This is a genomic window from Chryseobacterium gambrini (genome assembly GCF_027920505.1).
GTDB lineage: Bacteria > Bacteroidota > Bacteroidia > Flavobacteriales > Weeksellaceae > Chryseobacterium > Chryseobacterium gambrini.
Genome location: NZ_CP115857.1, coordinates 2,397,065 through 2,411,125 on the forward strand (window position 1 = coordinate 2,397,065; position 14,061 = coordinate 2,411,125).

At 37.0% G+C, this 14,061-nt stretch carries 11 protein-coding genes; 8 read left to right on the plus strand and 3 right to left on the minus strand.

Annotated elements, in window-relative coordinates:
- The first annotated feature begins 132 nt into the window (after positions 1–132).
- Positions 133–1,248, plus strand: a complete 1,116-nt coding sequence (locus PFY09_RS10780; protein ID WP_271159697.1) for a DUF3667 domain-containing protein — start codon at positions 133–135, stop codon at positions 1,246–1,248.
- Here PFY09_RS10780 and PFY09_RS10785 read toward each other — a convergent pair.
- Both PFY09_RS10785 and PFY09_RS10790 read right to left on the minus strand, forming a co-directional pair.
- Positions 1,245–1,577 carry a hypothetical protein gene (locus tag PFY09_RS10785; protein ID WP_271159698.1) on the minus strand — a complete coding sequence of 111 codons (333 nt, stop codon included), beginning with the start codon at positions 1,575–1,577 and terminating at the stop codon, positions 1,245–1,247. The genes PFY09_RS10780 and PFY09_RS10785 overlap by 4 nt on opposite strands.
- Positions 1,578–1,585: 8 nt before the next feature.
- Complete coding sequence (locus PFY09_RS10790; RefSeq protein WP_271159699.1) at positions 1,586–3,214, minus strand: helix-turn-helix domain-containing protein; 1,629 nt, start codon at positions 3,212–3,214, stop codon at positions 1,586–1,588.
- A gap of 149 nt (positions 3,215–3,363) precedes the next feature.
- Between PFY09_RS10790 and PFY09_RS10795 the strand changes: the two genes are divergently transcribed.
- From PFY09_RS10795 to PFY09_RS10825, 7 genes are all read left to right on the plus strand, one after another.
- Positions 3,364–4,269 carry a C1q-like domain-containing protein gene (locus PFY09_RS10795; RefSeq protein ID WP_271159700.1) on the plus strand — a complete coding sequence of 302 codons (906 nt, stop codon included), beginning with the start codon at positions 3,364–3,366 and terminating at the stop codon, positions 4,267–4,269.
- Positions 4,269–5,081 (plus strand): hypothetical protein, encoded by an 813-nt coding sequence (locus tag PFY09_RS10800; RefSeq protein ID WP_271159701.1) that lies wholly within the window; start codon positions 4,269–4,271, stop codon positions 5,079–5,081. The genes PFY09_RS10795 and PFY09_RS10800 overlap by 1 nt, the downstream gene beginning before the upstream one ends.
- Before the next feature lie 13 nt (positions 5,082–5,094).
- Positions 5,095–6,000: a hypothetical protein gene (locus PFY09_RS10805; protein ID WP_271159702.1), complete on the plus strand. Its 906-nt coding sequence runs from the start codon at positions 5,095–5,097 to the stop codon at positions 5,998–6,000.
- A 329-nt stretch (positions 6,001–6,329) separates the two neighbouring features.
- Entirely contained in the window at positions 6,330–9,677 is a 3,348-nt protein-coding gene (locus tag PFY09_RS10810) for a methylmalonyl-CoA mutase family protein (RefSeq protein ID WP_271159703.1), read from the plus strand.
- A gap of 128 nt (positions 9,678–9,805) precedes the next feature.
- Positions 9,806–10,846, plus strand: coding sequence for a hypothetical protein (locus tag PFY09_RS10815; RefSeq protein ID WP_271159704.1), 1,041 nt, complete (start codon positions 9,806–9,808; stop codon positions 10,844–10,846).
- A gap of 108 nt (positions 10,847–10,954) precedes the next feature.
- Complete coding sequence (locus tag PFY09_RS10820; RefSeq protein ID WP_271159705.1) at positions 10,955–12,115, plus strand: tetratricopeptide repeat protein; 1,161 nt, start codon at positions 10,955–10,957, stop codon at positions 12,113–12,115.
- On the plus strand, positions 12,115–13,236 hold the full coding sequence (locus PFY09_RS10825; RefSeq protein WP_271159706.1) for a polysaccharide deacetylase family protein: 1,122 nt from the start codon (positions 12,115–12,117) through the stop codon (positions 13,234–13,236). The genes PFY09_RS10820 and PFY09_RS10825 overlap by 1 nt, the downstream gene beginning before the upstream one ends.
- Positions 13,237–13,290: 54 nt before the next feature.
- Here the strand turns inward: PFY09_RS10825 and PFY09_RS10830 are convergent, their stop codons facing one another.
- Positions 13,291–14,043, minus strand: a complete 753-nt coding sequence (locus PFY09_RS10830) for a hypothetical protein (RefSeq protein WP_116548209.1) — start codon at positions 14,041–14,043, stop codon at positions 13,291–13,293.
- Positions 14,044–14,061: the final 18 nt, after the last annotated feature.

A 14,061-nucleotide genomic window follows, 5' to 3' on the forward strand; every position in this document is an offset into this window, starting at 1 on the left:
GAAAACCATTTAAAAATCGAATAAATTTTAAGGGTAATTATTAATTAAATTTAATATTATCCTCAAAAACATATCAATATGATTATTTAATTTCTTTAAATAATTATATTTGCTGAAATCCATATCTATATCATGAGCCACGGAAAAATTAGAGAAGATAAAACGTGTCTTAACTGCGGACACCTTGTTGAAGAAAGATTCTGCCCTCATTGCGGACAGGAAAACACGGAGCCCAAACAGCCGTTCCATTATCTTTTCACTCATTTCATTGAAGATTTCACGCATTATGACGGACAATTCTGGAAAACAATAAAATATTTACTCATTCGTCCCGGGAGATTAACTAAGGAATATCTTGCCGGAAAGAGACAAATGTATGTGGCTCCTGTAAAACTGTATATTTTTATCAGTTTTATTACTTTTTTCCTCCCTACTTTATTTTCAAGTTCGGAAGAGGAACTTTCAGACCATGAAAAGAAAGAACAGATTTTAAAAGAAAAAGAACAGGACGAAAAGATTGCAAGATTCACAGACAGTCTGAAACATTCACTCCAAAAAGATCAACTGATAAAAGAAAATATATCTCATCCTGAAACGGAAAAAGAGATGAAAACTGTTGCCCCGAAGGACAGAAACGATCCTGAAGTGGGTACTTTTGGAGAAACAGCAGACGGAAAAATGAGCATTTTGGGAGCTACTACCCTAAAACAGTATGATTCTTTAAGCCTAAAAAGCAAGGATAAAAAAGCTACATTCGCATTTTTAAAACCTTATGCAGAAAAAATATTTCATTTTCAGGAACAGGGGCTGAAAAAAGACCAGATTTTTGAAAAATTTGCTGATAATATTGTTCACACTCTTCCGAAAGCACTATTTATTTACCTGCCGATTTTCGCCTTTCTACTTTGGCTTTTCCACAATAAGAAGAAATGGTGGTATTTTGATCACGGAATTTTTACGCTTCACTATTTTTCCTTTCTGCTTTTAGGAATCCTGATCATCATAACGGTCTCAGAACTCACTTCACTGCTTCCGGATAATACGATCTTCAACACCTTCAGTTTTTCGCTTTATTCTGCGGCAATCATTTATATGCTTGTGTATTTCTTCGTTGCGCATCACAGAGTTTACGAAAACGCACGGAGCATAAGCGTGGTAAAAGGAATCCTTTTATTTATTGTGAATTTATTCGGACTTGTCTGCATGTTCCTTATATTAATGTATGTAAGTTTTATGACGATGCATTAATTGCGCAATGTTTTGTTTGTTCTGAAGCTTGCAATTAAATAATACGCCACAAAAACCGTCGAAAATTTCAGAACGGAAGGGATAGCCAGTTCCAGATTAAAAATTAAAGTTCCCGCAAGAACTAAGATTCCCATGGCAACAAAAGATAATCCTAATTTCTGAGGCAGAGTAAAATCCGGGGTATCTAAATAATAAGCAATTCCCCATGCGAAGCCAAAAGCAAAAGCATAATAAATATCGAGTCCGATGTTTTCCGAACTGTAAAACAAATAATTGATTAAAAAACTCAGAACAGTTCCGAGCATGAAGTATAACATTGCTTTTTTCATAATTTTTTTTAAAATTCTAATTCTTTATTACGATTTTTCATATAATAAGAAGGTCCGATTCCTGTAATTTGTTTAAACGAATTAGAGAACGCTCCCAATGACGAATATCCCAAATAATCTGCAATATATGTAAGTTTAAATTTACGAAATTCACTTTCACTGTCTAATTTTTGAATGAAATGCCTGACACGCAGATCGTTAATATACCAATTGAAATTCATATTTTTTTCAGCTTTTATAAAATCAGAAATCGTTCGGGAACTGATATCGAGCAGAGAAGCAAGTTTTGCTGAAGTAAAGTTTTTTTCAAGAAACAAAGTTCCGCTTTCAAAATCCTGCAAAGCGAGGCGCAAGCGTTCGGTTGTTTTTTCTGAAACCATGAGTCCGCTTTTAACAGCAGTTTCCGGAGAAATTTCTTTCCCTGAAGCACTTGCAGATGTTTCCTGAAGAGAATCCTTTAGGTTTGAAGACTTATTATCTGTGTTTCCTATACTTATTTTCTTTCTCAGTTCCTCATACTTCTTTTGATTTTCTTTCGATCTGTAAAGATAAAAAACGGTAAGCAATATCATGATGATGATTAAAGAAATAAGCAATCCTGAATACACGGAAACTTCTGTATTCTGATCCTCAATTGTTTTGTTCTTTTCCTGAAGTGATTTTTCCAGACTATGAAAGTTTTTTTTATTTGAAACTGCCGAAAGTTTTTTAAGCTCTTGGGAGTATTTAATAAAATTTGACTGATCTCCGTTTTCAGAATAGGTTTGAGAAAGGTTTTTTAGAATTTCTATCTTTTTATTTACAAAATCATTATTATCCGGCAGAATAGCCAACGCTTTTTTAAAATACATAATGGCTTTCTGATAATCTTTGGCTCCCATATGCAGATAGCCAATATCATGATTAATGGCAGCCTGAAGATAAAAATTATCCGGCTTTACAAGACTCAGTGCCCGTTGAAAATAGACATTTGCCGAATCCGGATTTTTCAGATCAGCATAATTGTATCCGATATTAGTATATGCCGAAACCAGTTGGTTATTACGAAGCTCCGGATCTTCAATATGTCGGAATTCTTCTACAACTTGCAACGAAACAGCAAGTTTCTCTTTTGTAAGCTGCGGTTCCTTACCATCTCCCAAAACAATCAGTTTTGAATTAAGAATCAATCCTCTTACCTCATAAGACTCCTGAGACCTCAATTTTTTTAAAATATTCAGCCCGTGTTCAAAGTTCTGCATCGCAAGATCAGAAGCCTCCATTTTTGCATACTGAGTTCCTAACATTCTGTAGGCGAGAGCCTGCCCTTCTTTATAGTTTATGCTCTCTGCAAGTTCCAGAGATTCTTGTGCATTCTCAAAACAGCTTTCCGGATCTCCATTCAGCAGATAAGCAAAACTTTTAAGGTATAACCCTTTTACAACAAACTTTTGCTCTCCTGAATTCCGGGCGTTAAGAATTAATTGGCCGGTCTGTTTTAAAGCAGAATGAATATCACTCTGAGCCAACTGTTTCAAACGATTGTACTCATCTTCAAAATGGATTTGTTTTTGAGCTTTCCCATAATGGAAACCCATAAAAACTAAACACCAAATACACTTTATGACAAAAGCTATTTGTTTTTTGGACTTTTTCATACGTGTTTTTGTTTGTAAAATTCTGTATCCTACAAGTAAGATGCAAATTATACTTTTGCAAAATTCCGCAATTTGCAAATATGCCGTAAGTTACATTAATGCAAACCATTATCCTAATAATAACTTTGCAAAAAACATAAGATAATAGAATGAAAAAATGTAAGTTTCTTTTAATAACAATACTGTTATTTTTTCAGCTGTGTAATTCTCAGGTAGGTATTAATACCAGTAATCCTCAAAAAAAATTTCACGTAGACGGAAACAGGGACAATCCTGCAACAGGAATTCCTAACAATATCCAGACTGCAAATGACTTCACGATAGATTCAAAAGGAAATGTAGGAGCCGGAACAATTACTCCGCTCGTAAAATTGGATCTGCGTTCTGCAGGAAGCAACAATTCTTTAGCCATAGGAAATACCACACAAACAGCAACACAAGTCTCCGCTTATGCTGTACGCTATGCCCCTGTAAACGGAGGGGTAATTCAATATTCCGACGGAACGGCATGGTTTCAGCTAAAAACGCCTGATATCGAAAAAACAAATGTGGTAGCGAGAATCCGTGCAGCTGCCTTTCAGGCACAATATCAGTTTCCTTACAATACGGAGAAAAAGGTTACCCAATTTGAAGAATTTACAGATAACAAAAATGCATTCGATCCGTCATCCGGAGAGTTTACGGCACCCCGTAACGGAATATACCTTTTGACATTCACTTACGATATGGTGAGATATTGGGTATTGAAAGGAGGTGTCATAGAAGTTGATTTTGTAAAAATCACAGAAACCGGAGCTACCTCTGTCGAAAAAAGATGTGTCCGCAGTTTAGCCTCTTACGGTGATAATTCCGGTGTTACTTATGCCCGTCAGTCGCAGATAGGAGGATCCTGTGTAGGCGCAATACCTCTTACTACCAACGAAAAAGTTTATGCAACCATAAGACAGACTACTTATAACGGAAATCTAAGCATGAGACTTCCCTCCTCCACCGCAGTAAACGATCTCTCCAATCCAGAGCAGGGTTTTAACCATTTAACGATAACCGAACAATAATGATGAAATATATTATACTGATAGGATTTTTACTATTTGGCAAGATCTCCGCACAAAATGTAGGAATAGGTACGTCAAATCCCGAAAATGTTTTACACGTAGATGCCAAAAAAAATAATCCTCAAATTCCGTCAGCTGATGCAAGTTATTATTATGATGATGTAGTAATTAACGAAAACGGATTTCTGGGAATAGGAACCAAAAACCCTGTAACGCGGGTTGATGTACGCTCAAAAGGAGACAATAATGCCATTGCTGTCGGAAACACTTCCCAAACCGCCGCAAATGCGGGCTCAGGCGCAGTTCGATACAACGGAACCAATCTAGAATATTCTGATGGAACAACATGGATTGTATTGCCCGTAGTAACCCCCAATGCATTTGTCCTTGCGGGTAAGGTTTCCAGCCAGTCTGTTAATGACAATACTACTTCAACCGTGGTAAACTGGTCTGAGAACAAAGATTTAACGGAGAGTTTTAATCCCGCCACAGGCATCTTTTCAGCAAATAAAGACGGGCGATATCTGGTTACTTTCAATTTCGAATTTCAGACAGCGACTTTAGGAACCAATGCATACGTAGAAGCTATCATTACCAGCAACAGAACCAATAATAATATACAGACTTTTAAATGTGTTTCTTCTTATCCTGGAAGTTCCAACAGCAATATTTCTGCTTCAGGAGCGTGTACCGCCATTTTTAACCTGAAACAAAACGACACAGTAAATGTGCAGGTAAAAAATGTTACCGGCGGAAACAAAATTATTGCTTCCGACCCGGCAAAAACAACATTAACGATTTTCGGAATTTAAAAAAAAATGAAAAATGAAAAAAAAATATCTCTTACTCCTCATTATTTTTGCATTTCAAGATATCTCCGCTCAGTTGGGTATTGACACTTCTGTACCTGTAGGAATATTTCATGTTGATGCTTCAAAAAATAATCTCAACGCAGCTCCTACAAGCACCACTGTTGTGGACGACTTTATCATATCAAATTCAGCAGGTACAGAAGGCTACATCGGTATAGGAAACAGTTCGCCAAAAGTAAAACTGGATGTAAGGACTACAGCAGGAAACAACAGCGCCATAGGCATCGGCAATACTACTCTTACCGCAGACGCAGCCAAAGAAGGCGCTTTGCGGTACAACGGAACTATACTGCAATACAGCAACGGCTTAGAGTGGGTAAACATAGAAAGTACCACAAACTCTAACAAATCTGTAGTTATTGCAAATAAAACAGATACACCGAATATTCCTCACAGAACGTCTTATTATTTCGGATGGAATAAAATTTATGATTCTAATAATAATTTTACAGCAGGATCAAACGGCGCCGGGGAAACAAATCCTACGGGAGGATATTTTACTGCACCTCGGACAGGAAATTATCTGGCAACTTTTACTTTTGCAGCCAATACATTGGTTCAGGCTTTTCAAAATACAACATTTGACGATCCTAACCAAATTGAAGCTATATGGGAAGTAAGAAGTGATGCGACAACTATCCTAAACCGCCTGAAATGTGCCAACAATTTTCCTGCAAACAGCCGCAATTCAAGTGGAACTGTTATTTCTACGCTTGTCGGCAGCAACTGTACCGTTACTGTACATTTAACAGCTGGACAAAGACTTTATCCTTTGGCTTGGGTAGACTTGAACCCCGGAATCGGAGTTAATCTGATTAATGATTCTTCATATAACACTCTTACAATCGTTGAGCAATAAATGTAGTGCAAAATTGATGACACAAAAATATAAATATCAACGAATTTCACTGAAAACCGGAACTATGACTCAATAAGTGGATAATTTTAACAATTTAAAAGCGATTATTCTTATTTTAAAAGAACACAGATACTATATACTATTAAAAAAATCAGCAAGAGGGAGGGAGTATATTTCCTCCTTTTTAATGTAAAGTACCTTGATACGAAGTTTAAAAACGCCTATCTTCTCTTTATCATTTTACTGCGATCAAATAAATCTGCATTTATGTGAGCTCCTCTGATCAATTTTTTTATCTTTGAAAAATTCAGAAATTTTCTAAATCTTTTATGGAAACCCAAAAATATACTCCAAAAAATAAAGTCAGAATCGTGACGGCTGCGTCGCTATTCGACGGTCATGATGCTGCAATTAATATTATGCGCCGTGTGATTCAGGGAACAGGATGCGAAGTTATCCACCTTGGACACGACAAATCGGCAGAAGAAGTAGTAAATACTGCGATTCAGGAAGATGCAAATGCCATTGCATTAACCTCTTATCAGGGTGGTCACAACGAATATTTCAAATATATCTATGACCTTTTAAGAGAGAAAAACTCTCCGCAGATCAAAATTTTCGGTGGCGGAGGCGGTGTTATTCTGCCCGAAGAAATCGAAGATATCATGTCTTACGGAATTGATAGAATTTATTCTCCGGATGATGGCCGTGAACTTGGTTTGCAGGGAATGATCGACGATTTGGTTCAGAAATCAGATTTCGCAACAGGAAAAGATATTGATGTAAAAGATCTGGATTCAATCAGTTTTGAAAATTCTACAAGCATTGCTAAAATCATTTCTGCCGTTGAAAACTTCTCGGAAGAAAAACCGGAATTAGTAAAAGCCATTGACGAAAAATCAAAAGACTTACATATTCCGATTATCGGGATCACAGGAACCGGAGGAGCCGGAAAATCATCCTTAACAGACGAATTGGTAAGACGTTTCCTACGTTCCAATACTGATAAAAAAATTGCGATCATTTCGATCGACCCTTCTAAAAAGAAAACGGGAGGTGCACTTTTGGGAGACAGAATCCGTATGAACGCGATCAATGATCCAAGAGTGTATATGCGCTCAATGGCAACCAGAGAAAACAACGTTTCAGTTTCTCCATTCATTCATTCTGCATTAAATGTGCTGAAACTGGCTCATCCCGATGTTATCATTCTGGAAACTTCAGGTATCGGACAATCCGGCTCGGAAGTATCTGATTTTGCAGATGTTTCAATGTATGTAATGACTCCGGAATACGGAGCTTCCACACAGTTGGAGAAAATCGATATGCTGGATTACGCAGATTTGGTTGCTTTAAATAAATCTGACAAACGTGGCGCTCTTGATGCCCTTCAAGCCGTAAGAAAACAGTTCCAGAGAAACCATTTGCTGTGGGAACAGCCATTGGATGAAATGCTTATGTATGCGACAAAAGCATCTCAGTTCAATGATCATGGAACAACAGAATTATACAACAGACTGGTTGCAAAAGTCAATGAAAAATTTACTGATTTAAATTTACAATCGTTTGTTGAACAGGAAATTACAGACGAAGTAACCATTATTCCTCCTAAAAGAGTACGTTATCTCTCTGAAATTGTTGAAAACAACAGACAGTACGATGCGAATGTTGAAAAACAGGCTGAACTGGCAAGAAAAATGTATCATATTGAAGGGGTTAAAAATTTCCTTTCCAATGAAACTTTAGATGCTGAATATCAGAAAGCTGAAAAAGAACTTCAACAGGAAAACATCGACTTCCTTAAAACATGGGATGATACGAAAGAGGCTTTCAAAGCTGAATTTTATTCCTATTTCGTAAGAGGAAAAGAAATTAAAGTGGAAACCTCAACAGAATCTTTATCCCACCTAAGAATTCCGAAAATTTCTTTACCGAAATACAACGACTGGGGCGATCTGATTAAATGGAAAGGACAGGAAAATCTTCCGGGAAGTTTCCCTTATACTGCGGGAATTTATCCTTTTAAAAGAACCGGGGAAGATCCTACAAGAATGTTTGCCGGAGAAGGAGGTCCTGAAAGAACCAACAGAAGATTCCACTACGTTTCTGCGGAAATGCCTGCAAAACGTTTATCTACGGCTTTCGACTCGGTAACTCTTTACGGACAGGACCCTGCTTTACCGCCGGATATTTATGGTAAAATCGGAAATGCGGGCGTTTCTATTGCCACTTTGGACGATGCTAAAAAACTATATTCAGGATTTGATCTGGTAAATGCATTAACTTCGGTTTCAATGACAATTAACGGACCTGCACCGATGTTGTTGGCTTTCTTTATGAATGCAGCCATCGATCAGAATGTGGAGAAATATATTATTGAGCATAAGCTTGAGGCAAAAGTTGAGGAAGTTTTAAAAGCAAAATTCGACGATAAAGGTTTAGAAAGACCAAAATACAACGGAGAATTGCCTCCTTCCAATAACGGTTTAGGTTTAAAACTACTGGGAATTACAGGAGACGAGGTCATTCCGGCTGATGTGTATGCTGAAATTAAAGCTAAAACAATCGCAACCGTTCGTGGAACTGTTCAGGCAGATATTTTAAAGGAAGATCAGGCGCAGAATACGTGTATTTTCTCTACTGAATTTGCTTTGAGATTAATGGGCGATGTTCAGGAATATTTCATCAAAGAAAAAGTAAGAAACTTCTACTCTGTTTCCATTTCAGGATATCACATTGCGGAAGCAGGAGCCAATCCGGTTTCTCAGTTGGCATTTACATTGGCAAATGGTTTCACCTATGTTGAATATTATCTTTCAAGAGGAATGGACATCAACGATTTTGCACCGAACTTATCGTTCTTCTTCTCCAACGGAATTGACCCTGAATATTCAGTAATCGGACGTGTGGCAAGAAGAATCTGGGCAAAAGCGATGAAACTAAAATATGGAGCCGACGAAAGAAGCCAGATGTTGAAATACCACATCCAGACTTCGGGACGTTCGCTTCACGCTCAGGAAATTGATTTCAACGATATCAGAACCACTTTACAGGCGTTGTATGCAATTTACGACAACTGTAATTCATTGCACACCAATGCTTATGACGAGGCAATTACAACTCCTACTGAGCAATCGGTAAGAAGAGCGATGGCAATTCAGTTGATTATCAATAAAGAGTTAGGATTGGCGAAAAATGAAAATCCGCTTCAAGGTTCATTTATTATTGAAGAATTGACGGATTTGGTGGAAGAAGCCGTTTACGCGGAATTCGACAGAATCACGGAAAGAGGTGGCGTTTTGGGTGCAATGGAAACGATGTACCAACGTTCAAAAATTCAGGAAGAATCGATGCATTACGAATGGCTGAAGCATACCGGAGAATATCCGATTATCGGAGTGAACACGTTCTTAGGTAAAGACGGTTCGCCAACGGTTCGTCCGGGAGAAGTTATCCGTTCAACAGAGGAAGAAAAGCAATTCCAGATTGAAATGCTTCACAACTTCCAGAAATCCAATGAAGACAAATCGGAAGCCGCTTTGAAAACCCTGCAACACGCCGCAATCAATCAGCAAAACTTATTCGAAGTGATGATGGATGCTGTGAAATACTGCTCTCTTGGACAGATTACCAATGCTTTGTTTGAAGTGGGTGGAAAGTACAGAAGAAATATGTAGCTTCGACTTTGATCAGCTACCTTTTTATCATTTATAAATCAAACCTCAGGGAATTTTCTTTGAGGTTTTTGTACTTCTATAGACTAATCATCCATTTAAACCGTTAGTAAAATAAAATAACAACCATCATGAAAATATTTTTAAGAAAAAATGTACTATTTGTATTCCTATGTTTATCTGCCATTTTATTCGCACAGAAGCGAACGGAAGATTTTACGATTACCCCGCCTTTTCAAAAAGCAGAGAAAAGCTATTATAAAACCATTACAATTATTGATGCCAGAATTGATACAACAGCCGTTGGAATTGTGCAGCAGGGCGCATTGAATGCAAAAGCCAGAGTGGTTCCTACATCTCCCCTTTCTGATCAGTTTCAAAATGTTCTAAACAGCATAAACGGAGAAAATGCAGAAAACGGAAGTCTGGTTTTATATCTTAAACAATTGTATTTTGCTGAAGTCTCAAAAGCATTTACAGAATTTGGGTATTGTTATTTCCAGGGCTTTCTTTTTGCTAAAAATGATGACGGAACCTACTCTTTGCTCGAAAAAACAGATACCGTAACAGAGCATAAATCAGCCGATGTAACGAAAGAAATTTTAAGAAAAGGCAGTGAAATGCTGGGAGAATTTATTGCTAAAAATGCATCCAGAAAACCTAATACAACAGAGCATTACACATGGGAACAGCTTAAAAATTTTGATGATGCCTATAAACAATCAATCAGTCTCTTTAATTCTTCTGAATTGAAAGACGGACTGTACAAAGATTATACTTCTCTGAAAAACCAGCAGCCTCAACAGGAAATCAGCAGCGTTAAATTTTACGGAAACCAACCCAAAATTCACAGAATATTTGAAACAGCAGACGGAAAAGAAAAAGAAATAAAGAAAGATGATGTGTATGCCCTTGTTTACAAAGGAGAATTGTATGTTTATCTTCCTATCGAAAATCTTTTCACGAAGGCAGAAAAAAGAGACAACGATTATTATTTCGTCGGAAAATTAAGATCCGGAAGTCCCAATATCGGAAATTTGAGCATCGGAATGTTTTTCGGCGTTGTGGGAGTCTTAATGACATCAAATCCGGCTTATCCTTTTGAACAGAAAATAGATTATATTAACGGAGCATTTATTCCCGTTAAAGAAATTCAGTCGAAAAAATATTAACAGTAAATAAATTCAGGTAAAATTCTAATCTTAAATCTATATGAAATATTATCCTTCAAAATCTTGGAGGATTTTTTATATTTGATGCCAATTAAATAAAAACATTCCATGAAAAAAATTCTTTTGCTGTTCGTTTTTTGGCAATCCTTTATTTTTGCTCAAAAGAACAATGAATTATTGGTTTTAAGTGCAGTCGTTAAAGACAAAGTTATTCCCAATGCACAAATTATCTTCCAGAAAAACGGAGAAACTTCAGAAACGGTCAATACGGATGCTTCAGGAAAAGCCGTTATTCCTCCACAGTTTGTTGATGCCAACAATGAGATCACTTTAATCATCAAAAAAGAAGGCTATTCCACACTGGTTACAAAAGGTCCTTTTGGCGGTTTGACGTATGCTTTAAGCCCTGTTATGGAAGATCTGGACGGAATGAGAATTGTTTTAAGCTGGGGAAAATCTCCTTCTGATCTGGATTCGCATCTTTCCTATCCGAACAATCATATTTGCTATTATCACAAAGAAGGAACCAACGCCAATCTTGATGTAGACGATACAGACAGTTTTGGTCCTGAAACTATTACGATTGAAAAAAGAGCTCAAAACCAGAAATATATTTATGCGGTTCATGATTACTCCGATAAAAACAGAGTGGATAATGATAACCTTTCCAATATAAGCAATGCAAAAGTTTATGTTTATATAGGAAATACCCTCATTAAAAGTTATGATGTGCCAAAATATAAAAAAGGGACAGTTTGGGTTGTTTTTATGATTGATGAATCCGGAAACATTATTGATATCAATAATTTTGAAAATTCTGCTTCATGGGAAGGCGTGAGAAGCTTATTAAGCAACTACCGGTCTTCTTCAACACCAAGTAATTCTATCACCGAAAACTACAGACAGACAGCGCTCGACATCAATAAACAGGGCGAAAATTTTTATCATTCCGGCAGAATAGAACAGGCGGTTAATTATTATCAACAAGCGTTGGAATATAATCCTTTTGACGGGCAGATCTACAGTAATCTCGGACTTGCATTCAGCAAAATCGGAAGAAACGCAGAAGCGATCTGGGCAAATCGTGAAGCCATTAAATTTGCAACCGACAATACGATTAAAGCAAATTCTTATTATAATATTGCGAAAATTTACGAAAACAGCGGACAATTTTCTGAAGCCCTTTATTATTATGGCTTAGCGAAAGAAAATAAGGAAAATCCGGTCTACGATAAAGCTATTCTGAGAGTAAAATCAAAAATGAGATAATGAAAAAATTACTTTTATTGTTCATACTGATTTCAGATTTTATCTTCTCACAAGGTCCATCCAGCATTGCGACAGCCAATCGTGATCTTTGGAAATTACCCATGAAAAGCAGTAAAGATTTTGATATTGCCTCTAAAATGGAAATGTTGGTATTTCTACAGACATTCAATGAAATTAATTCTGTCGGTGAGACAGAGTTATTTAAAACTTTGGGGGTGAAAGACGGAACTTCTGAAGGGATAAAAATATGGAAAAAGCAGACTGAGGATCGGCTGGTTGCTAATTTTAAAAATCTTGAAACAAATGCTCTTTCCGAAGTAATTTCCGTGAAAGTAAATCCTACTTATCCTGAATTGGTTTTAGCAACAAAAAAGCTTTCAGACGAATTACCTGAAAATCTAAAAAACTGGTATCGGAATTCTAAAAATTTTTATAAAACATACATTTTAGAATGTCTTCGTCTGGCTGCAAAATCCAATAAAAGAACTAGTGAAATCAATACATTAGATCCCACTGAGAAAAATGGTTTTGAATTAAACGACAAAAATTATCTTCTCACGTTTGATGATGGCCCGACTCCGAAAAATGGTCATACAGATCAATTGATTAACATCTTAAAAGAACAAAACCTAACAGGCATTTTCTTTTTATCGGGAGATAAATTACAACAGAGAATTGCTGCAAACGGCAAAAGCAGTGTTTCATCAATGTATGGAGAAAACTGGATCGGCTCTCACAGTATGGTTCATAAATCGCATCAGTATCTTCCCGACTGGAAATTACAGATTGACGAAAGCAACGGTATGATTAAAGATGTTTTTGATTTTAATCATAAGACGTTTTATTTTCGTCCGCCTTATGGACAAAGAAGCAAGGAGATGATACAATATCTATTAAAAAACAAGCAGCCTGTTCTTTTGTGGAATATCGATTCGCAGGACTGGAGTGAAAAAATTTCTTCTCAGGAAGTCTCTTCAAGGGTTATTACTTTAATGCTTTTGTGGAGAAAGGGAATTATCTTATTTCACGACGTTCATCCAAAAGCATCGGCAGCACTTCCTGCAATTAACGAATACTTTAAGGATTGCCAGATCAAATGGCTCAAACCCGAAAAAATATAAAAATTAAACCCCTCAGAGAAATTCTCTAAGGGGTTTAGTTTATTTAAAACCATCTTAATTTTGGCTTAGCAAAACAATATTCAGCGAAGCATCCGAAATATTAGCTGCTGCTCCGTCAGAATATATATAAAGTCTTAGCTGATCGTTTTTATTAAAATAAGCAATTCTTGTATAAAGCATTGTCCATCGGTTTCCGGGATTCGTGTCCCAGATTCCTTCAGGAATATCCGAGTTAGATGTATTTACTGCCTGAAATACATTCCTACTTGCGCTTCCGTCTATCAGTCTTATACTCGATTTGATGAGATACGTTCCTGAATTAGGCACGGTATACGTGTTGGTTGCGGGAGTCCAGATTCCTCCGCCTACATTTTTACTGACGGTTGAAAGCGGAACTGTTGTAAATGCTCCGGAATTAATTGTAGCCGCCGTAGCAGAACCGTCTCCGTTTCCTAAAGAAGCAATAAAAACCGCGGTCCCTGTTTTGGCAACTACCGACTGCCATGCAGTACCGTCAAAATAATAATATCCAACCGTCGTAATCTGTGCTGTAGCAGCTACGGTAGAACCACCTGCAACACTGGTAATATAAAGCAAAGCTCCTACATGATTGGAATTATACCCTGTTTTTGCGTTCAGTTGGGCCAATGTTATTCTGGGAGCTCTCATTCCGTCGGCTTTAGCTACGGTAGAAGCCACTCCGTTTACATCCAGAGTCATTTGCGGGGTAACGGAATTAATCCCCACATTCTGAGCATTCATCTCGCTCAAAAATAAAATAGAAAGAATAAAAAAAATCTTTTTCACGGTCACAAAAATTAGCAG

Bases quoted from the DNA above. Each gene is read 5' to 3' on its own strand.
- PFY09_RS10790 (WP_271159699.1), bottom strand. From the start codon at position 3,214: ATGAAAAAGTCCAAAAAACAAATAGCTTTTGTCATAAAGTGTATTTGG.
- PFY09_RS10780 (WP_271159697.1), top strand. From the start codon at position 133: ATGAGCCACGGAAAAATTAGAGAAGATAAAACGTGTCTTAACTGCGGA.
- PFY09_RS10795 (WP_271159700.1), top strand. From the start codon at position 3,364: ATGAAAAAATGTAAGTTTCTTTTAATAACAATACTGTTATTTTTTCAG.
- PFY09_RS10825 (WP_271159706.1), top strand. From the start codon at position 12,115: ATGAAAAAATTACTTTTATTGTTCATACTGATTTCAGATTTTATCTTC.
- PFY09_RS10820 (WP_271159705.1), top strand. From the start codon at position 10,955: ATGAAAAAAATTCTTTTGCTGTTCGTTTTTTGGCAATCCTTTATTTTT.
- PFY09_RS10785 (WP_271159698.1), bottom strand. From the start codon at position 1,577: ATGAAAAAAGCAATGTTATACTTCATGCTCGGAACTGTTCTGAGTTTT.
- PFY09_RS10810 (WP_271159703.1), top strand. From the start codon at position 6,330: ATGGAAACCCAAAAATATACTCCAAAAAATAAAGTCAGAATCGTGACG.
- PFY09_RS10805 (WP_271159702.1), top strand. From the start codon at position 5,095: ATGAAAAAAAAATATCTCTTACTCCTCATTATTTTTGCATTTCAAGAT.
- PFY09_RS10815 (WP_271159704.1), top strand. From the start codon at position 9,806: ATGAAAATATTTTTAAGAAAAAATGTACTATTTGTATTCCTATGTTTA.
- PFY09_RS10800 (WP_271159701.1), top strand. From the start codon at position 4,269: ATGATGAAATATATTATACTGATAGGATTTTTACTATTTGGCAAGATC.